This is a genomic window from Porphyrobacter sp. AAP60, from assembly GCF_001296025.1.
Classification (GTDB): Bacteria; Pseudomonadota; Alphaproteobacteria; order Sphingomonadales; family Sphingomonadaceae; genus Erythrobacter.
In genome coordinates this window covers 132,860-156,190 of the sequence record NZ_LJHV01000023.1, presented here as the reverse complement: position 1 = coordinate 156,190, position 23,331 = coordinate 132,860, and the positions used below count along the sequence as shown (strand labels likewise).

25 protein-coding genes are annotated in these 23,331 nt (G+C 63.8%); 14 read left to right on the top strand and 11 right to left on the bottom strand.

Annotation, left to right across the window (positions count from 1 at the left end; all coding sequences use genetic code 11):
• Positions 1-171 precede the first annotated feature (171 nt).
• Positions 172-1,044 carry a crotonase/enoyl-CoA hydratase family protein gene (locus IP79_RS13960; RefSeq protein WP_054119899.1) on the top strand — a complete coding sequence of 291 codons (873 nt, stop codon included), beginning with the start codon at positions 172-174 and terminating at the stop codon, positions 1,042-1,044.
• Positions 1,037-1,525 (top strand): MarR family winged helix-turn-helix transcriptional regulator, encoded by a 489-nt coding sequence (locus IP79_RS13955; RefSeq protein WP_054119898.1) that lies wholly within the window; start codon positions 1,037-1,039, stop codon positions 1,523-1,525. The genes IP79_RS13960 and IP79_RS13955 overlap by 8 nt, the downstream gene beginning before the upstream one ends.
• A 63-nt stretch (positions 1,526-1,588) precedes the next feature.
• Here IP79_RS13955 and IP79_RS13950 read toward each other — a convergent pair whose 3' ends face one another.
• The 7 genes from IP79_RS13950 to IP79_RS13920 form a co-directional block, all read right to left on the bottom strand.
• The gene (locus IP79_RS13950; RefSeq protein WP_054119897.1) at positions 1,589-2,593 is read right to left on the bottom strand and encodes a type II secretion system F family protein; all 1,005 of its coding nucleotides are present in this window, start codon (positions 2,591-2,593) and stop codon (positions 1,589-1,591) included.
• A gap of 18 nt (positions 2,594-2,611) precedes the next feature.
• Entirely contained in the window at positions 2,612-3,583 is a 972-nt protein-coding gene (locus tag IP79_RS13945) for a type II secretion system F family protein (RefSeq protein ID WP_054119896.1), read from the bottom strand.
• Positions 3,584-3,694: 111 nt separating this feature from the next.
• The gene (locus IP79_RS13940; protein WP_054119895.1) at positions 3,695-4,975 is read right to left on the bottom strand and encodes a pilus assembly protein CpaE; all 1,281 of its coding nucleotides are present in this window, start codon (positions 4,973-4,975) and stop codon (positions 3,695-3,697) included.
• Between the two features lie 3 nt (positions 4,976-4,978).
• Complete coding sequence (locus IP79_RS13935; RefSeq protein ID WP_054119894.1) at positions 4,979-5,674, bottom strand: CpaD family pilus assembly protein; 696 nt, start codon at positions 5,672-5,674, stop codon at positions 4,979-4,981.
• Positions 5,675-5,693: 19 nt separating this feature from the next.
• Positions 5,694-7,334 carry a type II and III secretion system protein family protein gene (locus tag IP79_RS13930; protein WP_054120015.1) on the bottom strand — a complete coding sequence of 547 codons (1,641 nt, stop codon included), beginning with the start codon at positions 7,332-7,334 and terminating at the stop codon, positions 5,694-5,696.
• Positions 7,335-7,419: 85 nt separating this feature from the next.
• Positions 7,420-8,541 carry a Flp pilus assembly protein CpaB gene (gene cpaB, locus IP79_RS13925; RefSeq protein WP_054119893.1) on the bottom strand — a complete coding sequence of 374 codons (1,122 nt, stop codon included), beginning with the start codon at positions 8,539-8,541 and terminating at the stop codon, positions 7,420-7,422.
• 90 nt (positions 8,542-8,631) lie between these two features.
• Positions 8,632-9,126, bottom strand: a complete 495-nt coding sequence (locus IP79_RS13920; RefSeq protein ID WP_054119892.1) for an A24 family peptidase — start codon at positions 9,124-9,126, stop codon at positions 8,632-8,634.
• On the opposite strand from IP79_RS13920, the gene IP79_RS13915 reads away from it, so the two are divergent.
• Genes IP79_RS13915 through IP79_RS15290 form a run of 3 tightly spaced genes read left to right on the top strand, consistent with a single transcriptional unit; the run spans position 9,110 to position 11,543 of the window.
• Entirely contained in the window at positions 9,110-10,195 is a 1,086-nt protein-coding gene (locus IP79_RS13915; RefSeq protein WP_233994227.1) for an alpha/beta hydrolase, read from the top strand. The genes IP79_RS13920 and IP79_RS13915 overlap by 17 nt on opposite strands.
• Positions 10,192-11,307 (top strand): NAD(P)/FAD-dependent oxidoreductase, encoded by a 1,116-nt coding sequence (locus IP79_RS13910; RefSeq protein ID WP_054119891.1) that lies wholly within the window; start codon positions 10,192-10,194, stop codon positions 11,305-11,307. The genes IP79_RS13915 and IP79_RS13910 overlap by 4 nt, the downstream gene beginning before the upstream one ends.
• A gap of 59 nt (positions 11,308-11,366) precedes the next feature.
• The gene (locus IP79_RS15290; protein ID WP_082337232.1) at positions 11,367-11,543 is read left to right on the top strand and encodes a YegP family protein; all 177 of its coding nucleotides are present in this window, start codon (positions 11,367-11,369) and stop codon (positions 11,541-11,543) included.
• 171 nt (positions 11,544-11,714) lie between these two features.
• Here IP79_RS15290 and rnhA read toward each other — a convergent pair whose 3' ends face one another.
• Genes rnhA through ispH form a run of 3 tightly spaced genes read right to left on the bottom strand, consistent with a single transcriptional unit; the run spans position 11,715 to position 14,173 of the window.
• Positions 11,715-12,158, bottom strand: a complete 444-nt coding sequence (gene rnhA, locus IP79_RS13905) for a ribonuclease HI (protein ID WP_054120013.1) — start codon at positions 12,156-12,158, stop codon at positions 11,715-11,717.
• A gap of 30 nt (positions 12,159-12,188) precedes the next feature.
• On the bottom strand, positions 12,189-13,157 hold the full coding sequence (locus IP79_RS13900; protein WP_054119890.1) for a homoserine kinase: 969 nt from the start codon (positions 13,155-13,157) through the stop codon (positions 12,189-12,191).
• 17 nt (positions 13,158-13,174) lie between these two features.
• Positions 13,175-14,173 (bottom strand): 4-hydroxy-3-methylbut-2-enyl diphosphate reductase, encoded by a 999-nt coding sequence (gene ispH / locus IP79_RS13895; RefSeq protein ID WP_054119889.1) that lies wholly within the window; start codon positions 14,171-14,173, stop codon positions 13,175-13,177.
• A gap of 88 nt (positions 14,174-14,261) precedes the next feature.
• On the opposite strand from ispH, the gene IP79_RS13890 reads away from it, so the two are divergent.
• From IP79_RS13890 to tatC, 9 genes are all read left to right on the top strand, one after another.
• Positions 14,262-14,912, top strand: coding sequence for a hypothetical protein (locus IP79_RS13890; protein ID WP_054119888.1), 651 nt, complete (start codon positions 14,262-14,264; stop codon positions 14,910-14,912).
• A 201-nt stretch (positions 14,913-15,113) separates the two neighbouring features.
• Positions 15,114-16,862: an arginine--tRNA ligase gene (gene argS / locus IP79_RS13885; protein ID WP_054119887.1), complete on the top strand. Its 1,749-nt coding sequence runs from the start codon at positions 15,114-15,116 to the stop codon at positions 16,860-16,862.
• Positions 16,863-16,901: 39 nt separating this feature from the next.
• Positions 16,902-17,606: an SPOR domain-containing protein gene (locus IP79_RS13880; protein WP_054119886.1), complete on the top strand. Its 705-nt coding sequence runs from the start codon at positions 16,902-16,904 to the stop codon at positions 17,604-17,606.
• A gap of 115 nt (positions 17,607-17,721) precedes the next feature.
• A complete protein-coding gene (gene nagZ / locus IP79_RS13875; protein ID WP_054119885.1) occupies positions 17,722-18,744 on the top strand; it encodes a beta-N-acetylhexosaminidase in 1,023 nt (340 codons plus the stop codon).
• Positions 18,741-19,532 carry a segregation and condensation protein A gene (locus tag IP79_RS13870; protein WP_054119884.1) on the top strand — a complete coding sequence of 264 codons (792 nt, stop codon included), beginning with the start codon at positions 18,741-18,743 and terminating at the stop codon, positions 19,530-19,532. The genes nagZ and IP79_RS13870 overlap by 4 nt, the downstream gene beginning before the upstream one ends.
• Positions 19,529-20,140, top strand: a complete 612-nt coding sequence (scpB, locus tag IP79_RS13865) for an SMC-Scp complex subunit ScpB (RefSeq protein ID WP_054119883.1) — start codon at positions 19,529-19,531, stop codon at positions 20,138-20,140. Before IP79_RS13870 ends, scpB begins: the two co-directional genes overlap by 4 nt.
• Before the next feature lie 62 nt (positions 20,141-20,202).
• A complete protein-coding gene (gene tatA / locus IP79_RS13860; protein ID WP_054119882.1) occupies positions 20,203-20,451 on the top strand; it encodes a twin-arginine translocase TatA/TatE family subunit in 249 nt (82 codons plus the stop codon).
• Between the two features lie 35 nt (positions 20,452-20,486).
• Positions 20,487-20,867, top strand: coding sequence for a Sec-independent protein translocase protein TatB (gene tatB / locus IP79_RS13855; RefSeq protein ID WP_054119881.1), 381 nt, complete (start codon positions 20,487-20,489; stop codon positions 20,865-20,867).
• Positions 20,854-21,663 (top strand): twin-arginine translocase subunit TatC, encoded by an 810-nt coding sequence (tatC, locus tag IP79_RS13850; protein WP_054119880.1) that lies wholly within the window; start codon positions 20,854-20,856, stop codon positions 21,661-21,663. Before tatB ends, tatC begins: the two co-directional genes overlap by 14 nt.
• Here tatC and IP79_RS13845 read toward each other — a convergent pair whose 3' ends face one another.
• Positions 21,664-23,316: an amidohydrolase gene (locus IP79_RS13845; RefSeq protein WP_054119879.1), complete on the bottom strand. Its 1,653-nt coding sequence runs from the start codon at positions 23,314-23,316 to the stop codon at positions 21,664-21,666.
• Between the last annotated feature and the right edge of the window lie 15 nt (positions 23,317-23,331).

Sequence of the window (23,331 nt, the reverse complement as noted above, 5' to 3'; positions counted from 1 at the left end):
CGGCAAGGTGAGGCAAGAAGGGGTCTAGAGCGACCTAAGGGGGGTCTAGGCCGGGTCTGGCCCGGCCTGGACCCGGTCAGGATAGCCCAAAGGAAGACCCTCGCTTTTGCGGGGGTTTTCTTTTGGCCGCAGCATGGCATCACAGGCGCCGCACCGAGAGAGGGATTTTGCATGACCACCTTTACCCAGATCATCGTCACCAAGGCCGATGGCATCGCCACCATCACCCTGAACCGCCCGGACAAGATGAACGCCTACACCCGCACCATGGGGGAGGAGATCATCGCCGCGATGGACGATATCGATGCCGATGATGCGGTGCGCGCCGTAATCTTCACTGGCGCGGGCGAACGCGCCTTTTGCGCAGGCGCCGATCTGACACCGGAAGGGGGAGGGCATGTATTCTCCGATCCCACACAGGTCGATGATCTGTCCGATCCCCGCGTGCGCGATGGCGGCGGATTGCTGACGCTGCGGCTGTTCGAAAGCAAAAAGCCGCTGATTTCCGCCTGCAATGGTGTGGCGGTGGGTGTTGGCGCGACGATGCAGCTGGCGATGGATATCCGCCTTGCCAGCGCCACGGCGCGTTACGGCTTTGTGTTCGCCCGGCGCGGGATCGTGCCCGAAGCGGCGTCGAGCTGGTTCCTGCCGCGCATTGTCGGCATCCAGCAGGCGCTCGAATGGTGCTACACCGGCCGCATCTTCGATGCCGAGGAGGCCAAGGCAGGGGGCCTCGTTCGGTCGATCCACGCTCCTGAAGACCTGCTCCATGAGGCGCAGTCTCTGGCGCGCGAGATCGCCGACAACACCTCTGCCATCTCCGTCGCCATGACCCGAGCGATGATGTGGCGCCTGATGAGCACCGATCACCCGATGGAAGCGCACAAGATCGATAGCCGCGCAATCTACCGCCTCTCGCGCGGGGCCGACGCCAAGGAAGGCATCGCCAGCTTCCTTGAAAAGCGCAAACCCATGTATCCCGGCAAGGTCAGCGCTGACATGCCCGATTTCTACCCGTGGTGGGACGCGCGCCCCTATGAATGATGACACTTTTATAAATGAAGGCACGGGCCAGCTTGCAGGCTTCCTGCCCTATCAGCTTTCGGTGGCCTCCAACGCGGTCAGCGGGCTGATTGCGGAGCGGTATCGCAAGCGGTTCGGCCTGAAGGTTACCGAATGGCGGATCATGGCGGTGCTGGGCGACGGGGGCAGCATAACCCAGCGGGGTCTGACGGCGGCGACTGTGATGGACAAGGTGGCTGTCAACCGCGCGGTCAAGGTGCTGGAAGAACGCGGGTTGGTGGGGCGGGTACCCAATCCCGGCGATGGTCGTTCGCACCTATTGGAACTGACCGTCGAAGGCCGCAGAATCCATGCCGAAGTCATGCCGCTGGCCCGCGCAACCGAGCATGAATTGCTCGACGGGCTTGCTCCGGGGGAGGAAGAGGCGTTGCGCCGTCTGCTGGCAGGCCTGCGCCAGCGTGCCATGCTGCTCGCGCGCCAATGCGGGGCACAGCCCGAATAGGTTGGAATAAGAAGAGCGGGCCGGCGCAGGGTATTAACCCCGTCCGGCCCAATCCCCGTGATGCTATTTCGGCGCGTTGACGAAGTTGTCCGAGATCGCGCAGGCTGCCGGGCCAAGAATGATGACGAAGAGCGTCGGCAGAATGAACACGATCAGCGGGATCGTCATGATTGCGGGCAGGCGCGCGGCCTTTTCTTCGGCGCGCATCATGCGTTCGTTGCGGAATTCGGCTGACAGCACGCGCAGGGCGCTCGCCAGCGGGGTGCCGTACCGCTCGGTCTGGATCATGGTGGTCACCACGCCTTTCACGGCCTCCAGATTGACGCGATAGGCGAAGTTGTTGAATGCCATCTTGCGTTCATTGAGGAATGACAGTTCGATTGCGGTCAGCTGGAATTCCTCGCCCAGTTCGGGATAGGCGCGGCCCAGCTCCTTGGCGACGCGGTTGAACGCGGCGTCGACTGTCAGGCCAGCTTCCGCGCAGATGACCAGCAGATCGAGCGCATCAGGCAGACCTTTCTGGATTTCCTTGGTCCGCTTGGTTGCCAGATTGCTGATGTAGGTTTCCGGGCCCTTGTAGCCCACCAGCACGGCGGCGGAGAACGCCATGACGCGCTTCATCGGGCCCCAGTCGGGCCACATGTCCAGCCAGTAGATCATGATCGCGGCAAGGCCGCCCAGCACAATCGGCAGGATGGCGCGGGCACCGATGATCAGCACCGCCAGTTCCTTGTTGCGGAAACCGGCATAGGCCATCTTCTGCTGGATCTGCGCGATCTGGCTTTCTTGGAGCACGTTGAACCGGTCAAGCTGGCCCTTGACCCTGTCGGTCGTGTCGGTGCGGCGAACCAGACTGGTGCGTTTTTTCGATCCGGCAACGACGATCCCGGCCTTCAGCTGTTCGCGCCGCGCTTCAAGCGCTTTGACGCGTTTGGCCATCGGATCACGGATAGTGACTGCGGCGTAAATCGCCAGCATCACCGCAAAGGCGGCAACCGCAGCCAGCACAGTTCCGACGAGGAGAACGTCGAAGCCGAGCAGCACCGGGCCATTGGGTTGGTTCATCATGGTCTGTTGCCCCGCCTGTCAGATTTCGAAGTTGACCATCTTGGCCATGATGAACACGCCGATGCTCATCCACATCGCACCCCCCAGGCCGGCCACGATCAGCCGATCATCGGTGAAGAAGCCGGACATGTATTCGGGGTTGATGTACATGATCATCCCGCCGACCAGGAATGGCAGCGAACCTACGATGTAAGCCGAAGCCTTGGATTCCGAGCTCATCGCGCGGATTTTGAGCTTCATCTGGGCGCGCTTGCGCAGCACGTCGGCAAGGTTCGACAGGGTTTCGGCAAGGTTGCCGCCGGTTTCGCGCTGGATCGCCAGCGTGATCGTGAAGAAGTTGAAATCCGAAATTGCCAGCCGGTCGGCCGTGTCCTGCAGCGCGTCTTCCATGGTCTTGCCGACCTTGATGCGATCGATCACGCTCTTGAACTCGTAGCCCACAGGCCCTGGCACTTCGGCGGCGACGATGCCCAGCGTTTCAGTGACCGGCAAGCCCGAACGCAGTCCGCGCACCAGCAATTCGATGCCGTCGGGAAACTTGTTAACGAAGGCATTGGTGCGCTTGTTGATCAGGTAGTTGACGACCAGATGCGGCAGGCCGCAGCCGATCACCAGCCCGACGCCAAGCGAAAGCAGCGGAGTGCGGCTGAGCACGAAGATCACCACCGCGATGCCCATCACCAGACCGATGGTGGTGTAGAGGTACTGGCTGACCGTCCACGACTTGCCGGTGCGGTCAAGCCGCGCGGCAAGTGCTTCGGTGCGCGAACCTGCGCCTTTGACCTTGTAGGCCTTGGGCTTGCGGGCGGCGATGGCGCGCTTGAATTGCGCATCGACCTTTGCATCCAGGCTTTCGGAGTGGCGGTAACGCAGGGCTTCCACACGGCGCTTTTGCGCCTTGCCCGCTCCCGAGCCGGAAACCAGCAGATAGGCGACGACCAGCACGGTGAAAATCACCAGCGTGATCAGCAGGGTTTGGAAAAAGTCCATATCTGTGCGTCCTGCCTTGTCCCGCCGGTTTGCGGCGGATTGGTTCCGGTGCTGCCCGCCGCAGCGCCGAACTACACCTGCGGTGCAATGCGGCGCTGCGAAGGTGCAGGCTTATTCGCTGACGACGGCTTCGGCCTTGGGCTTCTTGGCCAGCAAGGACTTGAGATCGAACCCACCAAGCAGCGACTTCTTTTCATCGCCGATCGACCCAAGGTCATCCGGGCTGACACCCATCACCCGTTCGGCAATCTGGCGGATCGCTGCGGTGGCCTTGCTCGAACGGTTGGCATCGACGAAGACCTGACCCAGCTTGGCCGCGTTCGATGCTGCCTTGATGTCGTAAGGCACGACGAAATCGACCCTGCGTTCGATCGAGGCTTCGAAATCGGCCTTGCTGATTTCCGCGAGGCTGGGCTGCACCTTGTTCGCCACCACCATCGGATGGGCGTGGCTGGCATTGGTCTTGAGCCAGGAAAGGATGCGGATCGTGTCGCGGGCCGAAGCCAGCGTCAGCTCGCAGGTCAGCACCACCAGATTCACGTCAGCCAGCAGCTGCGGGAAGTTGATCAGCATGTTGCGTGGCAGATCGATCACCGTCATTTCGAACGCCTGACGGAATTCGTCCTCCAGCTGCACGAAGGCTGCGCCATCGGTCATCAGCGGCTGGTTGATCGGCGCTTCCGCCGAAAGGATCGACAGGTGATCACCGGCCCGCACCATCGCGCGTTCGATGAACAGCGGATCGATGCGGCTGGGGTTCTCGATCGCGTCGGTCAGGCCGCGGCCCGGCTCCAGATCGAGAGCCAGCGCGCCGGTGCCGAAATGCACATCGAGATCGAGCAGCGCGGTGGGTGCCTTGTGCTGTTCGGCGAACAGCCACGCGAGCGATGTCGCCAGCGTCGAAGCACCCACGCCGCCGCGGGTGCCGACCACTGCGGTGGAGATGTGCCGCTTGGACGCATCGCCATCACCCGATTTGGGCGACATGAATACGGCCAGCGCCTGGTTGAGCGCATCATGCACCTGCTGCGCCGAAAGCGGCTTGAGCAGGTAATCATGGATGCCGCTGGACAGCAGATCGCGGTACAGGCGCACATCATTGACTTGGCCGACGGCGATCACCACCGTGCCGGGTTCGCACACTTCGGCCAGCGCGTTGATGTCGTTCAGCGGATCGCCGCTTTCCGAAAGGTCAACCAGCAGGATCGCCGGGGAAGCGCTGACCGAAAGCGATTGCACCGCGTTGCGCAGGCCGCCCTTGTTGCACTTTTCCGGCTGCCAGCCCAGTTCGATCACCACCGGACGGATCACGTCCAGCGCATTGTCATCGCAGATATAGGCCGCGAACGGATCGCGATTGCCGGGCAAGCCGGATTTCCAGGGAGCATTCATGGCTTAGTTACCTCCTCCGCCGCCAGAGCCGCCACTGCCGGTCGAAGCGTCCTGAAGGCCGCCTGCGCCGGTCGGTGCCGTGTCACGATAGGTCGAAATCGCCTTGTTCGAAGTCGCGATGACGGTTTCGCTCGCGCCCTTCTTTCCTTCCAGCAGATCCTGCGGATCGGCGATCATGGCAGCCAGATTGCTGTTCACGGCGCAGCCGTAACCGGGGCTGGTGCCGTTGGTGTAGTTCATGTCGGACTTGGCCGACCAGTCGGGGCAACCCGGCACCGAAGCGGTGGAACGGGTAATCACCACGCGGGCCTGGCCCGGTTCGATGAAGCCGCCAGTCACAGGTGCGGTATCGCTGATCATCAGCCCATATCGTCCGGCCAGATCGCGGATCGCATTGGTCACCGCCGGGTTCTGTCCGGGGTTATCGATGGCGATGCGATCACCGTATTGCAGGTCCATGGTTTCGAACCAGCCGTTCAGCCGCTGCTGTTCCGAAATCGGCAGCCCCGCGTTGGAGGTGTTCACATCCAGCGTGAAGTTGGTGCGTTCCACCACCGGTTGTTTGGTGCTGTAAAGCGAGGTGTTGGTGGGCATCCCGCCGCAGCCGGCCAGACCGAGGCCTAGCGACAGGGCAAGAGCAAGGGCGGGCATCCGGGACAGGGCAGGGCGGGCCAGCGAATTGTATCGTGCTACAGGCATCGTTTTCACCTTTCTCACGTTAGAGGCTGAAGCCGGGGGCCGCTGCATTGGCCTCGCGCTCTGGCTTGCGGGTTTTCTTGTCGGCGCGGCGCGGCTTTTCCTGCTGCGTCGGGATGATCGCGGCCGGATCGGCCTCGCTCACCTTCGGATTGGGCGCATCGGGCTCGGCCGCCACCGGGCCGGGACGCTGTTGGCCCGAAACACCGGCATTGTTCTGGTAGCCCAGGAACTGTTCTAGCTCGTTGGCTACACGGTAGCCATCGGTCGGCAGTTTGATGTCCTTCGCGTCCACCGGCTTGACCAGATAGGGGGTGACGATGATCACCAACTCGGTTTCGCCCTTGCGGAACTCGCGGCTGCGGAACAGGTTACCCAGGATCGGTATGTCGCCAACACCCGGAGCCTTGTCGATCAGCTGCTGCGAATTGGCGCTCATCAGGCCGGCAATCATGAAGCTCTGGCCGGAGCCGAGCTCGATCGTGGTTTCCGTCCGGCGCGTTGTCAGCGAAGGTACCTGAAAGCCGTTCAGCTCGATCGAACCCTGTGTGGAAAGCTCGGACACCTCGGGGCGCACGCGCATCGAGATCCGGCCATTGGCCAGCACCGTCGGGGTGTAGGCAAGGCTGACACCGAACTGGCGGAACTGGACAGTCACCTGGCCCAGGCCCTGTGCAATCGGGATCGGGAATTCGCCGCCCGCAAGGAACGTGGCGGTTTCACCCGAAAGCGCGGTCAGGTTGGGTTCGGTCAGGGTCGTGACCAGACCGATGCGTTCCGACAGGTCGAGAGCGCCGAGCATGTTCATGCCGAACAGGCGACCGAGACCCGAGAGTGTTGTCCCGCCCTGGGAATCGACGCCCGGACCGGTGATCGTCTGGAGAAGCGGGGCGCCCGTCGATGGGTCGAACAGGGGAAGCCCGTTGGCACCCAGGATCGGACGGGTCGTGCTTACACCGCCGGCGTTCTGACCGACGCCCAGCGGACCACCCCAGTTGAAACCGCCTTCCTGGCCCAAACGGCGGCCACTGCCGACGCCGAAGCGGAAACCGCTGCTACCGTCTGCGGTCGCGAGATTGCCGCCGATTTCACGCAGAAGGCTGCGATTCACTTCGGCGATCTTCACGTGCAGGTTGACCTGCAGCGGGGTCGCGGTCTTCAGGCGGCTGATCACATTGGCTTCTTCGCCAAGGAAGGCCTGAACCAGCCGTTGAGCCTCGGCAGCATCATCGGGCGCGGCAACGGTGCCGGTCAGCAGCACGGTGTTGGTGCCCATGGTGGACACATTCACCTTGGCATCAGGCATCGCCAAGGTCAGCATCTGATCGACGCTGCCGATGTTGGAACCGACGCGGATATTGGCCGAAAAGATTACATCGCCGCGTTCGTTGCTGGCATAGACGGTGGTTTCCCCGCCTGCCTTGCCGAACACATACAACTGGCGCTGCGATTTCACCTGCACATCGGCGATCTCGTCATTGGCGACGAACACGTCGGCCATGATGCCGGGCAGGGTGATCAGTTCGCCCTTGCCGATCGACAGGACGATTTCCTGCGAGGGGCGAGCCACAACCTGGGCAATCGCGGTGGTGGCCGGCATTGCTGCCATCGGCACTGCCGCAAGGGCAGCCACCATAAGCCGGGTCTTGAACATGCGAGTCATCGGTTGGCCCCCCCTGGGTTTGCCACTGGCCGCCTTGGTCAAAAGCGGATCATTCGGGAAAAAGGTCTTCATGATCTGATGCCCCTCAATTCGTCGACACGATGGTGCCGGTGGGAGGGAAGCCGGCGCCCTGGCTGCGCATGCTGCTGGTCTTGCCGCTGATGACGGTGCTGCTGTTGGCCTTGCCGCTCACCGGAGTGTCGGTGGTTTCCTTGCCACGGGTCACCCGCACGCTCGGACCGGTGTAGACAGGGGCAGCATTGCTGGCCGCTGGGCCGCTATTGGACGGCTGCGGGCTGTACTGCGGCGCAGCGTTCGACGATTGCGACTTGCTCGGCATGGTCGTGCGCTGGAAGCGCGAGACATCGCCGCCGGTGACAAAGCTGGCACCCTTGTCGATCGGGCGTGACATCGCCGCCTTCAGGAACTTTTCTTCCTGTTCGGGCGTGGCGTTGGCAGGCAGGGTGATATCGCCAGAGGCAATTGCCCGTTCCAGATCGGCCGGGTTGTCGGCCAGCGAACGCAGCGCCAGGCTGAGCGTGCCGACGGTTTGCGCCACGGCAACCTTTTCCGCGATCTTGGGTGTCACTTCGAGCGTGACGGTGCGGAATTCGGTCACCACGGTCTTGCCGTTTTCATCGGTGGTCTGTTCGGTGCTTTGATCGGTGGCGAGCACGCGCAGGTTGCGCAGCACTGTTTCGGCCGTCTTCAGTGGGGCCTCGTCGCCCTGGCTGCTGACCTGCTGGGTCAACACCAGATCGACGCGGTCGCCGGGGAAGATGAACCCGGCAACGCCGGTCATGGCCGACACCGGCACCGTCACGGCGCGCATGCCCGGGCCAAGCGCCGCAGCAAGGAAGCCGCGATCACCCGGCGCGACCAGCGAGCCTTGTGTGACCGGCTCGCCCGCCGTGATCTGATACCGTACCACGGTGCCGATCAGCTTGTTCATGTCGGCTTCGCCGTCAATGAAGTAGGCGTCCTGCACCAGCTCCTTGGGCCAGGGCTGGAAGCCCAGCGCATCGGCGGTGATGATCGTGCCAGAGGTCAAGGCCCGCTTGGCGACCAGCACACGAGGGCCAGTGGGTTGAGCGGCGGCGGTTGCATCAGGTGCAGCGCCTCCGGCGAAGATGCTCCTTGCGGCAAAGGCAGTCCCGATCGCGATGATCAGCGCGCCGAGCAGCAGAACCAGTTTCTTCCTATCCATGGCTGAAAAAGCCCCCTCGTAATCGCCCTAGGTTTGGTTAGCGGGCAGGTATGGTTGCGATGCGTAAGCCCCGACTGGTTAAAATCGGGTTCACGCGGCCTGCATTGCGTACTGGGCAGCGCCCGGCATGATTTTGGGTGCGAGCACGAACAGCCCGCCAAATGCGATGGCAACGCCATAGGGAATGGCCAGGCGTTCTTTCTGACGGCGTGCGGTGTGCCATAAGAGCATCAGCACGGTCAGCACGCCGCCTGCGATCGCCATGACCAGCAGCAGCTGCATGAAATCGTCCCACCGCACCCACAGGGCGAGCGCGGTCAGCAGCTTCACATCGCCGCCGCCCATCATCTTGAGCGCGAACAGACCCGCCAGCAGCGCGAAGGCGACAAGCGCTACGCCCAGTTGCAGCGCGACATCGGGCCACAGCGACAACCCGCTGGCCCACCAGAACACCGGCGCACCCAGCGCAATCGCGCCGTTCAGCCAGTTATCGATCTGGCGCCGCTGGATATCGGTTAAAGCGGCCACGACCAGCGCAATTGCCAAGGCGATCAGCAGACCGTAGGAAATGAGACTCATCGACATAATGCCCCCGAAGTTGCCGTGCGACGATGCACGGGCGATCCTTCATTGGGACATTGCTACAGGCTATGGCTTACCAAATAGTAACCACGATCGGAGGCTTGCCATTCTCGACGTTGATCAGAGCGCCGCGATCGATCGCAGGGCCATTCCGGCCCATGCGCAAGAAAGCCGCTGGCAGGCAGGGGACGGGCACAGCATCCGCCGGATCGACTGGGCGGGAGCCGCAGTTCCTGCGCGCGGATCGATCCTGTTCCTTCCCGGGCGGGGCGACTTCTACGAGAAATATCTCGAAACGCTGGAACAGTGGCACCGGGCCGGCTGGCGCGTGACGGCGGCAGACTGGCGCGGGCAGGCGGGCTCCGGGCGGCTGGGCAAGGATGCGGTGACCGGCCATATCGAGGATTTCGGCGTCTGGATCGATGATCTGGCTGCGTTTTGGCAGGAATGGGCCTCCGCGACTCCGGGGCCGCACGTGTTGGCAGGCCATTCGATGGGCGGACATCTGGTGCTGCGCGCGCTGGTGGACGGTCGGATCGAACCCGATGCTGCGGTGCTGAGCGCGCCGATGACAGGCGTGAACAGCCCGCCCTTGCCGCTGCCGCTGCTCCAGACGGTCGCCCGATTGATGTGCCTTGTCGGCGATCCATTCCGGCAGGCGTGGAAATGGAGCGAAAAGCCGGGCGAGCTTCCGGCAGATCGCGCCCACCTGCTGACCCACGATCCTGATCGCTATGCCGACGAGGTGTGGTGGCGCACCCAGCGCCCCGAACTGGTGATGGGGCCGGCCAGCTGGCGCTGGGTGGAACGCGCCTATGCCTCGTGGCGGCGGATCGAGTCGCCGGGCGCGCTGGAGAGGGTGGCGGTGCCGGTGCTGTTCCTGTCGACTTCCGCCGACAAGCTGGTCAGTCACCCCGCCAATCTGCGCGCCGCCGCCCGACTGCCCAAGGGCGAGATGATCGCCTTTGGCCCCGAAGCGCATCATGAAATCCTGCGCGAGGTTGATGCCGTGCGTGACCGGGCGCTGGCGGCGATAACCGAGTTTCTTGACCGGGTGGTTCCCCCGGCATGATCCACGATTTTGCAGTTATCGGCGCCGGCATGGCAGGCGCGAGCATCGCCGCCGAACTTGCGCCCCACGCCAGCGTGCTGGTGCTGGAAGGTGAAGAAGCGCCAGGATACCACGCCACCGGCCGTTCCGCTGCCTTCTGGGAGGAATGCTACGGCGGCCCCGGTGTGGTGCCGCTGACCTTGGCATCGGGCACATATCTGGGCGAACACGGCTTTCTCACCCCGCGCGGCGCACTCTATGTGGGGCGGGCCGAGGATCGCGCCGCGATGGATGCCCATGTCGCCACCTTCGCCGCCACGGGCGTGACGCTGAAGCGGCTTGCCCCTGATGCGCTGGCGGACAAGGTGCCTCACATCCGGCCCGAATGGAGCGAGGCGCTGCATCAGCCCGCCTGCGCCGACATTGATGTGGCGGGCCTGCACCAGCATTATCTCGGCGCGGCACGGCGGCACGGCGTGACCATCGCCTGCCGTGCGCGGATCACCCGGATCGTGCGTGAAAGCGGCGCATGGACGATTACCAGCGAACGCGGAGAGACATGGCGGGCGGCCATGCTCGTCAATGCGGCGGGGGCGTGGGTCGATCAGATTGCCGGTCTGGCCGGGGTGCGCCCCATCGGTATCAACCCCTTCCGCCGCACGGTCGCCGTGCTGCGGGTCGCGCCGCACGCACCCGCCGATCTGCCGCTGGTGCTCGACATCAATGGCGGCTTCTATTTCAAGCCCGATGCCGGGCGCCTGTGGCTATCCCCGCATGACGAAATCCCTTCGGCCCCCTGCGATGCCGCGCCCGAAGAAATCGACGTCGCCGTCGCCATCGACAGGTTCATGGCTGTCACCGACTGGCGGATCGAAGCGGTCGAGCGGCGCTGGGCAGGCCTGCGCAGTTTCGCGCCTGATCGCCTGCCGGTTTACGGGGCCGATCCCGAAGCGGAAAGTTTCTTCTGGTTTGCGGGGCAAGGCGGCTTCGGCATCCAGACTGCGCCCGCCGCCGCGCGGCTGGGGGCGCAATTACTGCTGGGGCAGGGGCGTGATGCAATGACGGCACGGATCGATCCGGCGATGTTCACTCCGCTGCGTTTTCAGTCCGCAAACCAGGCGCAATCAGCCTAGCCAAGCCAGGGCCAATCTGCCATTTCCTAACCTTGTTTAATAAGCAGGGAGGAAAAACGATGGCTCACAAGTTTGAAATCTACAAGGATAACGCTGGCGAGTTTCGCGTGCGGTTCAAGTACAATTCGGAAGTGATGTTCTCGACCCAGGGCTATTCCAGCAAGTCCAGCGCACAGAACGCCATCGATTCGATCAAAAAGAACGGCCCTGATGCGCCGACCGAAGATAACAGCTGATTTCAGCAAACGCCCTCCGGATTCGTCATTGCGAGGAGCCGGAGGCGACGAAGCAATCCATGAACCAACCTTGAGACACCCGGAAATCTTGGGCCATGGATTGCTTCGCCTGCGGCTCGCAATGACGAAAGGGGCAGTTTTCGGCCAAGCCGATACCGCAAATTCTGACCTTTAACCCCCCGCCGCGATCCGCGCCGCTTCGGCGCTGGCAAGCGCATCGACCCGTTCATTTTCCGGGTGGCCGTTGTGGCCCTTCACCCAGTGCCAGGTCACCTTGTGCGGGCGCGCGGCTTCGATCAGATCGTGCCACAGATCGGCATTGCGCACCGGTTTCTTGCTGGCATTGACCCAGCCATTGCGCTGCCAGCCGTGAATCCACTTGTTCATCCCGTCGAGCACATATTTGCTGTCGGAATAAAGATCGACCGCGCAGGGTTCGATCAGCGCGTTCAGCCCCTTGATCGCAGCGGTCATTTCCATGCGGTTGTTGGTGGTGTCAGGCTCTCCGCCCGACATTTCCTTTTCGTGGGCGCCCATCCGCAGCAACGCGCCCCAGCCGCCGGGGCCGGGGTTGCCCTTGCACGCGCCATCAGTGAAGATTTCGACCTGTTTCATCGCCGCCATCCCTAAAGCGGCAAAGGGGCATCAGGCAAGCAGCGCAGCGCCTGCTTCGTCGTAGAAGTGCCAACGCTGGACGAATTGCATCGGATCCTTCCGCGTGACGAGCGCATCGTCAGGCGTTTCAAGCCAGTCTTCGGCGCGGCTGGCGACGAACCTGAGGCACGCGCCCTTGGCCACATCCGGAAACAGATCGCGTTCGGCAGGCTCCAGCGGGCGGACGCTTTCATATCCGGCGATCAGCGCTGCGCCGATGTCGCTCTGATACCGGTTCGCGCTGTCGAAACACCATGCCGCGTGGGTGACCGCCAGATCGAGCACCATCGGCCCGGTGCAGGCAAAGTAGAAATCGATCAGCCCGGTCACCCGGTTGCCCAGCATCAGCACATTATCGGGGAACAGATCGGTGTGGGTTTGCGATTGCGGCAGGGCCGCCAGATCGAGCGCGGCGGCCGCGTGGGCGTGATCCAGCATCGCGGGAAGATCAGGGTGAATGGTCGCCAGTCGCTCCGCCCCGCAGGCATCGAGAATCGCTGCACTATTGGCGAAATCCATCGCATTGGCGCGGTGCATTGGGAAATCCAGTGCTGCCAGATGAAGCCGTGCCAGTACTTCGCCCACGGCGCGCGCCTGCGCGGGCGAGGCACGGCTGGGGGAGACGCCGGGCAGAAACTCGATCAGTGCGGCGGCCTTGCCATGTTCCATGCGCCACGATGCGCCGCTGCGATCATGGATGGTGCGCGGCACCGGGCAGCCCTTGGCCGCGAGGTGATCGAGCAGATCGAGGAAATACGGCAGATCGGCATAATCGATCCGGCGTTCATACAGCGTCAGGATGAAACGGGTGCCGGATTTGTTGCTGCCCGTCGTTTCGACCAGCCAGTTGGAGTTCGATACGCCTTCGGCAATGCCTTTGGCCGAAACAAGTTCGCCCACATCATATCGCGCGATAAGCCGGGCCAGATCTTCGGCCCCCAGATGGGTGTAAACCGCCACGCGCCTGCTCCGCCGGGTTACTCGGTCAGCTGGCGCGGCAGTTTGAACACCATCTTTTCTTCCGCCGCCGTGATCGTCTTTTCGCGGATCGGGCGATACTGGCCGAGCGCTTCGACCACTTCGCGCACCAGAATCTCCGGCGCGGAGGCCCCGGCAGTGAGGCCGAGTGTTTCCACCCCGTCAAGCCAGGCAAAATCGATCTCGGTGGCACGCTGGATCAGTTTTGACGGGGTGCCGAGCCGTTCGGCCACTTCGACCAGCCGCAGCGCGTTGGACGAATTGGGCGAACCGATCACCAGCACCAGATCGCAATCCTGCGCCAGTTCCTTCACCGCCGCCTGCCGGTTCGACGTGGCATAGCAGATGTCTTCTGCGCGCGGGCCGGAGATATTGGGATAACGCCATTCCAGCGCCTGGATCACTTCGCGGGTGTCATCCACCGAAAGCGTGGTCTGGGTGAGGTAGGACAGCGCCTCGTCGGAATCGAACGGCAGCTTGTCGACATCCTCGATCGTTTCGACCAGCGTCATCTGGCCGGGATCGACCTGACCCATGGTGCCGATCACTTCAGGGTGGCCTTCGTGGCCGATGAAGATGATGTGGCGGCCCTTTTCGATCTGGCGTTCGGCCTGGCGGTGCACCTTGCTGACCAGCGGGCAGGTGGCATCGACATAGAGCAGCTTGCGCCGCTTCGCCTCGGCCGGCACCGCCTTGGGCACACCGTGGGCGCTGAACACCACCGGCGCATCATCGGGCACTTCATCGAGCTCCTCGACAAAGATCGCGCCCTTGGCCTTCAGCCCTTCGACAACATATTTGTTGTGGACGATCTCGTGCCGCACATAAACCGGCGAGCCATAACGTTCGAGAGCCTTCTCGACGATCTCGATGGCGCGATCAACGCCCGCGCAGAACCCGCGCGGGGCGGCAATCAGCAGGTTGAGCGGCGGACGCTCGGCAACAGCAGCATCATGAGAGGCTTGGGAACCGGGCGATGCGGGAAAGGGCGCGTTCATATCTCTCCCCCTAGCGCTTTGTGCACGTCCTCGCTAGGGCGTGCTTGCGCCTTATGCGCGCAACGGATCGGTTATGTAGGACGTTTTGATGATGCATCGCGCGCGCGCTTTTCTTGCACTTGCCACTGTGGCGGCGCTTTCCGCCTGCAGCAACAAGGGCGAACTGGTGGTCGATCAGGGCGTTGGCATCGTCAGCGTGCTGTCCTTGTGCCCGTCGGTCGGCATTCCCGACTATACGGGCGATGTCACCACATTTGCCGCCGGGGCGGATCGCAGTATGGCCAGTCTTGATGTCAGCGCGGCGATGACCAACCTGCGCGCCACCTGCAATGATACCGCAGAACAGGTCTACAGCGAGGCGAGCTTCGATGTGCACGCCCGCCGCAGTGACACGAGCGGCGCGCGCACTGTCACCTTGCCTTACTTTGTCACCGTGATGCGCGGCGGCAGCGCCGTGGTGAGCAAGCGCGTGGGGCAGGTGACGCTGGCTTTTGCTGACGGGCAGGAACGTGCCACGGCCAGCGCCAAGGTCGGCAGCTTCGTCAACCGCGCCGATGCTTCCTTGCCCGAAGATATCCGCCAGAAGATCACCAAGCGACGACGCGCCGGCGATATCGATGCGGCGCTCGATCCGCTGACCGATCCCGAAGTGAAGGCGGCGATTGCGCGCACCCGCTTCGAAATGCTGGTCGGCTTCCAGCTGACCGAGGATCAGCTGGCGTATAACGTGACGCGTTGATGTGTTGCGAAGGCGCCTCCGCGCCTTCGTCCTCGGCGCGTTTCCTCCGCTTCGCTGCGGAGCGCCTGCGGGCGGCCGGTCGGCCTTGCGGTGCCTTTGGCACCGGTAACCGCCTGTTTCCTTCGTCTTTCCGGACTTGACCCGGGACCCCGCTTCCTATCTTGCACGCGCGATATTCCGCGCCATCGCCACGAGAACCCGATGACCCAACCCAAGACCCTTTATGCCGCCTATGCGGCGCTGATCGAAACCGTGCTGACCGATCTGGTGGCAGACGGCGTACTGCCCGCCAGAACCAGCTTCGCCAACGTCACGCTGGAGCCGCCGCGTGATGCCGCGCACGGCGATCTGGCAACCAACGCCGCGATGGTGCTGGCCAAGGGGGCGGGGATGAACCCGCGCAGCCTGGCCGAAGCGATCACGGGCAAGCTCGCCGCATATCCTGCCATTACCAGCGCCGATATTGCCGGGCCGGGCTTCATCAATCTGCGTCTCGCGCCGACGGCATGGCTGGATGAACTGGCCGCCATTGCCGCGCTGGGTGCCGATTACGGGCGTTCCGGCACGGGCGAGGGCGCCCGCGTGAACATCGAATATGTCTCGGCCAACCCGACCGGGCCGATGCACATGGGCCATTGCCGCGGCGCTGTGGTGGGTGATGCGCTGGCCGGGCTGCTCGAATTCGCGGGCCACAAGGTCACAAAGGAATATTACGTCAACGATGCCGGCGCGCAGGTCGATGTCCTCGCCCGCTCGGTGCACCTGCGTTATCTTGAAGCGCTCGGCCAGAGCATCACCATCCCCGAAGGGCTGTATCCCGGCGATTACCTCGTCCCGGTGGGCGAGGCGCTTGCCACCGAATTCGGTGGCACATATGCCGCCGCGCCCGAAGCCGACTGGCTGATCCTGTTCCGCACCCGCGCTGTTGCCGCGATGATGGACATGATCCGCGACGATCTCGCCACGCTTGGCATCAAGCATGATCTGTTCTCGTCCGAGGCCGAATTGCAGGCATCGGGCAAGGTCGATGCCGCCGAGGCGTGGCTGCGCGCGCATGATCTCGTCTATGATGGCGTATTGGAGGCCCCCAAGGGGAAGGCCCCGCCCGAGGATTGGGAGCCGGTGCAATTGCCGCTGTTCCGCTCGACCAAATTCGGGGACGATCAGGATCGCCCGATCAAGAAATCGAACGGCGCGTGGACCTATTTCGGCGCCGATCTCGCCTACCACTTCCAGAAGGCGCAGAGCGCCGATGCGCTGGTGGATATCTGGGGCGCGGATCATGCGGGTACGGTCAAGCGGATCAAGGCGGCTGTGGCCGCGCTGACCAGCGCCGACGGCGCGGCGCCGAAGCCGTTCGAGGTCAAGCTCGTGCAAATGGTCCAGCTGCTGAAGGGCGGTCAGCCGTTCAAGATGTCCAAGCGGTCGGGCAATTTCGTTACGCTGGCGGACGTTGTGGACATGGTCGGCAAGGACGTGGTGCGCTTCACCATGCTGACCCGCAAGCCCGATGCGCAGATGGACTTCGATTTCGACAAGGTGGTCGAAGCGTCAAAAGACAATCCGGTGTTCTATGTGCAATATGCCCATGCACGGATCCGCTCGACCCTGCGCAAGGCGGCAGAAGCAGGGCTGGCCCCGTCCGATGCGGCGCTTGACCGGCTCGGCACCGAAGAGCTGGCGCTGGTCGCCCGCGCCGCGCAGTTCCCGCGCGAAATCGAAGCCGCTGCGCGCGCGCGCGAACCGCACCGGATCGCTTTCTACCTCTATGATCTGGCGGCTGACCTCCATTCCTACTGGAATCTGGGTAACGACCGCCCTGAAAAGCGGTTCATCGTGGAACAGGATGCGGCGCTGACGTCGGCAAGGCTTTTCCTTGGCACGGCAATCGGGCAAGTGATCCGCAACGGGCTTCGCGTGCTTGGCGTAGAAGCTGTCGAAACGATGTAGTTTTGGGTAGTTGCCTGTGAAAGGCTGCGGGGTTCCACCATGATCGATGCCGAATACGAGGAACTGGACGAGGGAACTGGAGAGCACGGCGACGAGCTCGACCTTGCCAACACCGATAACCTGCCGTGGCTTGAATCCGACGAGGATGAAGATGACGCAGGCGGATTGGATCCGGGGCAGATCATGCTGTTCGCAGCCGGACTGGTGCTGTTGCTGGCAGCCGTCGTTGGCGGCGTATGGTACGTTTCGAACAGGGCAGCAGGCGGCGATGCCGTGGCCGATGGCAGCGTGATCGAAGCGCCAGCCGGCCCGATCAAGGAACGACCCGAAGATCCCGGCGGCAAGGAATTCGCCGGCACCGGGAATGTCGCGCCTGTCGTGGGCGAAGGCGGCACGCGCCCTGCTGTGGTGGCCGAAAAGCCGGTGACCCAGTCCGCGCCCGTCACCAAGCCGACCCCGATTGCGTCTTCCGGCGCTGCTACGCCTGCACCATCCGCGCCAGCCGCCATTCCAGGTGCCAGCGTGCAGCTGGCCGCCTATGGCACCCGCGCCCGGGCCGAACAGGGGTGGAGCGATCTGTCGCGCCGCACCGACAAGCTGTCGGGCGTCAAATACCGGATCGTCGAAGGCAAGGTCGATATCGGCACGGTCTATCGCTTGCAGGCTGTTACCGGCAGCCGCGCCGAAGCGGAAAATCTGTGCGCGGCGCTGAAGAGTGACGGTCTGGATTGTCAGATCAAGTAAAGGCGGCAGATCAAGTAAGGCCGGGGCGCATAAAGGCAGGGCATGGGTGGCTTTTCCCCGTCCTTGATACCCTGTTGCCCTTGCGTGAGCCCCGCTTGCCTGCGATTCTGTGCACATGATTCCGGCAATCTTCGGCCTCGGCGGCCCGCAGCTCACCGCTGACGAGCGCGCTTTCTTCCGCGAGGCCGATCCGGCTGGCTACATCCTGTTCGGGCGCAACTGCGTCGATCCGCAGCAGTTGCGCGCCCTGACCGATGATCTGCGAGAGATTCACGGGCGCGATCGCTTGCTGGTGTCGATCGATCAGGAAGGCGGGCGCGTTGCCCGCCTGCGTCCGCCGCATTGGTCGCCTTTCCCGTGCGGCGAGGTGTTTGACCGGCTTTACCAGCTCGCCCCCGCCAGCGCGATCGAGGCGGCGCGGGCCAATGCCACCGCGATGGGTCTGGAACTTGCCGCAATGGGCATCACGGTCGATTACCACCCCCCGCTCGACCTGCGCGTGCCGGGCGCGCATGACGTGATCGGTGACCGGGCGTTCGGCAGCGATCCGATGCAGGTAGCGGCGCTGGGCCGTGCCACGCTGGAAGGGCTGGCGGCGGGCGGGGTGACGGGCTGCGTCAAGCACATGCCGGGCCATGGCCGCACCGATGTGGATACGCACAAGGCCCTGCCCACCGTCACAGCTACGGCAGACGAACTGGAGGCCGATCTCGCCCCGTTCCGCACGCTGAACCATGCGCTGATCGGCATGACCGGGCACCTCGTTTTCACAGAATGGGATGCCGAAAACCCCGCCACTCTGTCGGAAACGGTGATCCGCGACATTATTCGCGGGCAGATCGGCTTTGATGGCCTGCTTCTGACCGACGATATCGATATGGAGGCGCTGGGCGGCACGATCCCGCAGCGCGCTGCCCGTGCCCATGCAGCCGGGTGCGATGTCATCCTGAATTGCTGGGCGAAAATGGACGACATGCAGGGCATCTGCGACGTGCTGCCCGCCATGCCGGACGCCACCACCGCGCGGCTTGACCGGGCGCTGGCAGGCACGCGGATTGCCACCGCCATCGCGCCCGAGCACTCCGAACTCCTCGCCAAGCGCGATGCGCTGCTGGCGCTGGCAGGAACGCCTGCATGAACGATCCTGACGCGCCCTTCATGTTTCCGCCAGCCGAGGGCGCGCGCGGCGATGCCGATGCGCTTTATCTGGAACTTGATGGCTGGGAGGGCCCACTCGACCTGCTGCTCGATCTCGCGCGGCGGCAGAAGGTCGATCTGCTGCAGATTTCGATCCTTGCGCTGGTTGACCAATATCTCACCTATATCGAGCGTGCCGGGGCGCTGAAGCTGGAACTGGCCGCCGATTATCTGGTGATGGCCGCGTGGCTGGCGTACCTGAAGTCGGCGATGCTGCTGCCCAAGGATCAGCAGGAAGACCCTTCGCCCGAAGAACTCGCGCTGCGCCTGCAACTGCGGTTGCAACGGCTGGGCGCGATGCGCGAGGCGGCAGCGCGGTTGATGGGGCGCGACCGGATCGGGCGCGATGTGTTCGTTCGCGGCAGGCCCGAAGGTCTGCGCACCGACCGCAAGACCGTGTGGCGCAGCGATATTTTCGCGCTGATCCAGGCCTATGGTCAGGTCAAGGCGCGCACTGCCCCGCGCATCTATCACGTGGCGAACCGTCCGGTGATGACGCTCGACAGCGCGCTCGAACGCGTTTCGGCGATGCTGGGCGTGACATTGGAATGGATGGAAATCCGCGATTTCCTGCCGCCCCACGCAACGCCCGAACTCAAGCGTTCGGCGCTCGCATCCAGCTTTGTCGCGGCGCTGGAACTGGCCAAGCGCGGGCGGGCGGAGCTGGATCAAGACGGCGCGTTCGGCCCCTTGCGCATCCGCCGCCTCAAGGCCGAGGTGCCTGCGTGAGCGAGCCGACGACGCTTGAACGCGCGGTTGAAGCCACGCTGTTTGCGTCCGAGGAACCCATGACCGTCGATGCGCTGGCCGCCCATCTTGGCGGGCTGGCACCGGGCGATGTGCGCGAGGCATTGGCCGCGCTCGCCGCGCATTATGGGCAGCGCGGGGTGCAACTGGTGGAGCGGGGCGGGCGCTGGCATTTCGAAACCGCGCCCGATCTGGCCCACCTGCTGCGGCGCGAGAAGGAACAGGTGCGAAGGCTCAGCCGTGCCGCCACCGAAGTGCTTGCGATCATTGCCTATCACGAGCCTGTCAGCCGTGCCGAAATCGAATCGATCCGCGGCGTGCAGACCAGCGCTGGCACGCTGGATGTGCTGATGGAGGCCGGGTGGATCAGGCTGGCGGGCCGCCGCGAGGTGCCGGGGCGGCCGGTGATCTATGCCACCACGCCAGAGTTCCTCGACCATTTCGGCCTTTCCAGCCGCCGCGATCTGCCCGGCATCGACGAATTGCGCGCCGCAGGGCTGCTCGATCCCGTCGACGAGGCGATGGAGGCTGCCCTGGACGATTTGGGGCAATTCGATGCCGGGGACGCTGAGGACAGCGACACAGATTGACGGTGGTATAGCTGCGCCAAGGCTCCTATATTGGCCGTGAACAAAGTAAGGAAAGTGTCCCCATGGGTCTCAGCGTCTGGCAGATCGCGATTATCGCAGTGGTTGTCCTCGTCCTGTTCGGGCGCGGGCGCATTTCGGAAATGATGGGCGATTTCGGCAAGGGCATTTCCAGCTTCAAGAAGGGCATGACCGAGGCTGATGATCCTGCGCCCAGCGCCCGGATCGAACCGCCCGTGGCTGGCCCCGCGCCGACGGAAACCCCGGCACCCGCACCCGCTCCGGCAGACAAGACCGACACCACCGGCGCGTAATTCCCGCTTGAAGGAGGCGGCTGGCCGCACCGCACATGTTCGATATCGGCGCCGCAGAACTCTTGGTCATCATCATCGTTGCGGTGGTGGTGATCGGGCCGAAAGACCTGCCGCTTGCGATGCGCGTGGCGGGCCGCTGGATCGGCAAGATGCGGCGCGTCTCCGCCCATTTCCGCTCCGGCATCGACACCATGGTGCGCGAGGCCGAGCTGGAAGACATGGAAAAGAAGTGGAAGGCGCAGAACGAGGAAATCATGCGCCGTTCCGCTGCCCTGACCACCGATACCGAAGCTCCGGTGATGACCGGCCCGCCCGTTGTTGACGCGCCTCCTGTCGAAGTGCCTCCTGCTGAAGTGACGCCGGAAACGCCCCCTTCTGATCATGCACCCAAGGGCGGCGCCGATGTTCAAGGTTGATGATCTGGACGAATCGCGCGCGCCGTTGCTCGATCACCTGATCGAACTGCGCACCCGCGTTATCCGTGCCTTGCTGGCCTTGGCTGTGGGCTTTGGCGCGTGCCTCTATTTCGCGGACGATATCCTCGGTTTTCTTGTCTGGCCGCTCAAGCAGGCGTTCCCCGATGGCGAGGGGCAGCTAATCTTCACCAAGCTGCCCGAAGTGTTTTTTGTCGAGCTGAAGGTCGCTCTGTTTGCGGGCTTCATGGTCAGTTTTCCGTTGATCGCCAACCAGTTATGGGCGTTTGTTGCGCCGGGCCTTTACGCGCGCGAGAAGAAGGCGTTTCTGCCGTTTCTGCTGGCCACGCCGGTGCTGTTTCTGGGCGGGGCTTCGCTGGCCTATTTTGTGGTCATGCCGACCGCGTTCAAGTTCTTCCTCGGCTTTGGCGGGGAAACGGGCGGCATGCAGGTGCAGGCCCTGCCCAGCGCGGGCGAATATCTCGGGCTGGTGATGCAGTTCATTCTTGCCTTCGGGCTGACCTTCCTGCTGCCGGTGCTGCTGTTGCTGCTGCACCGCGCGGGGATCATCACCCGCGCGCAGATGGCGGGCGCGCGGCGTTATGTCATCGTGGCCATCTTTGCGATTGCTGCGATCGTCACCCCGCCTGATCCCGGATCGCAGATCATCCTCGCGCTGCCGCTGATCGTTCTGTTCGAAGCATCGCTGGTGCTGATGCGGCTGCAGGAACGCGCAGTCGAGGCAGACAAGACCGCGCGCGAGGCGGAGCAGGCAGCAGAAAAGGCTGCGGCGGAGTAGCTACTCGCCGCGGACTTTCACCCCGCCGATCCACACTTCCTTCACCTGCGTTGCGCGAACCTCGTCCGGCGAGGCCAGCAGCGGATCGCGATCGACCAGCAGGAAATCGGCGCGCTCGCCAGGGATCAAGCGCCCAAACCGCCCTTCCGCGAACCCGGCATAGGCAGCGCCTGAAGTATATCCGGCCAGCGCGGCTTCACGGCTGACCGTTTCCTGCGGGAACCACCCGCCGAAAGGTTCGCCATTGGCATCGGTGCGGCTGATTGCTGCGGCGATCCCGGCGAAGGGATCGGCAGGCTCTACCGGCGCGTCAGACCCGAAGGCGAGCCGCCCGCCAGCGGCAATCACGCTGCGCCACGGATAGGCACCGTCCAGCCGATCCGGCCCCAGCCGCGCTTCGGCCATCAACCGGTCAGATGTCTGGTGCAATGGCTGCATCGAAGCGATCACGCCATGGCGGCCAAGGCTGGGGATGTCGGCGGGATCGACGATCTGCGCGTGTTCGATCCGCCAGCGCCGGTCGCCTGTGTAGCTATCGGAAAGTTCCTCGATCGCGGCCAGCACTTCGGCGTTGGCGGCATCGCCGATGGCATGGACTGCGGTCTGGAAATTGCTCATCGCGGCGCGGCTCATCAGGTTGCGCAATTGCGCCGGGGTCAGCAGCGGAAGGCCGCGCGCGCCCGGATCATCATGATAAGGCGCCTTCAGGATCGCTCCGCGTGATCCCAGCGCGCCATCAAGGTAAAGCTTGATCCCGCCCATCCGCAGCTTGTCGTTATAAAGCCAGACGGTCGGTTCCGGCCCGGCGGCGGTTTCCAGCGTTTCGAAGCTGTCGGCATAGGCCATGATGCGGATTTGCAGACGGCCCGTATCGCCCGCGCGGCGATAGGTGCCCCAATCGCTCATCTCGGTGCCCATGTCCGCCACGGCGGTGACGCCAAGGCCGAGCAGCACGTCCTGAGCCTTGGCAAAGGCAAGATCGCGGTCGCCGGGCCGGGGTGCGGGCACCACCTTGCCCACCAGCCCGACGGCATTGTCGACGAACACCCCCGCCGGATTGCCTTTGGCATCGCGGATGATCTTGCCGCCTGATGGATCAGCGGTCTTCGCAGTCACCCCTGCGGTGGTGATCGCAAGAGTGTTGCCCCAGTTCGCGTGATTATCCGCCCGTTCCAGCCACACCGGGCGATCGGAAACCACGGCATCAAGTTCGGCAGCGGTGGGGAAACGGCCCAGCCCCCACTTTTCCTGATTCCACCCGCGCCCGAGGATCCACGGGCGGCCGGGGTTTTCGTCTGCGAAAGCCTTGATCTTCGCCAATGCGTCTTCCAGTGAAGTGGTGTCCGAAAGGTCGAGCGTCAGCGCGGCAAAGCCGATATCCATCACATGGACATGCGCGTCGATCATGCCGGGGATCAGCACCTGCCCCTTGCCATCCAGCCGGTAATCGACCTGCGGGCGCTTTTCGCCGCGGTCGAGCACAGCCACAACCTTGCCGTCATCATCGAAGACCAGCCCGGTGAAGCGTTTGACCGCGCCCTGTTCGTCAATCGTGACGCCGTCGACATTGTCGACAAGTGTGTCAGCCAGCGCCGGAGCGGCAAGGGCAAGGGCGGTGGATGCGGCCAGAACAGTGGCGAATGTGCGAAGCATGGTTTTCCTTGAAGC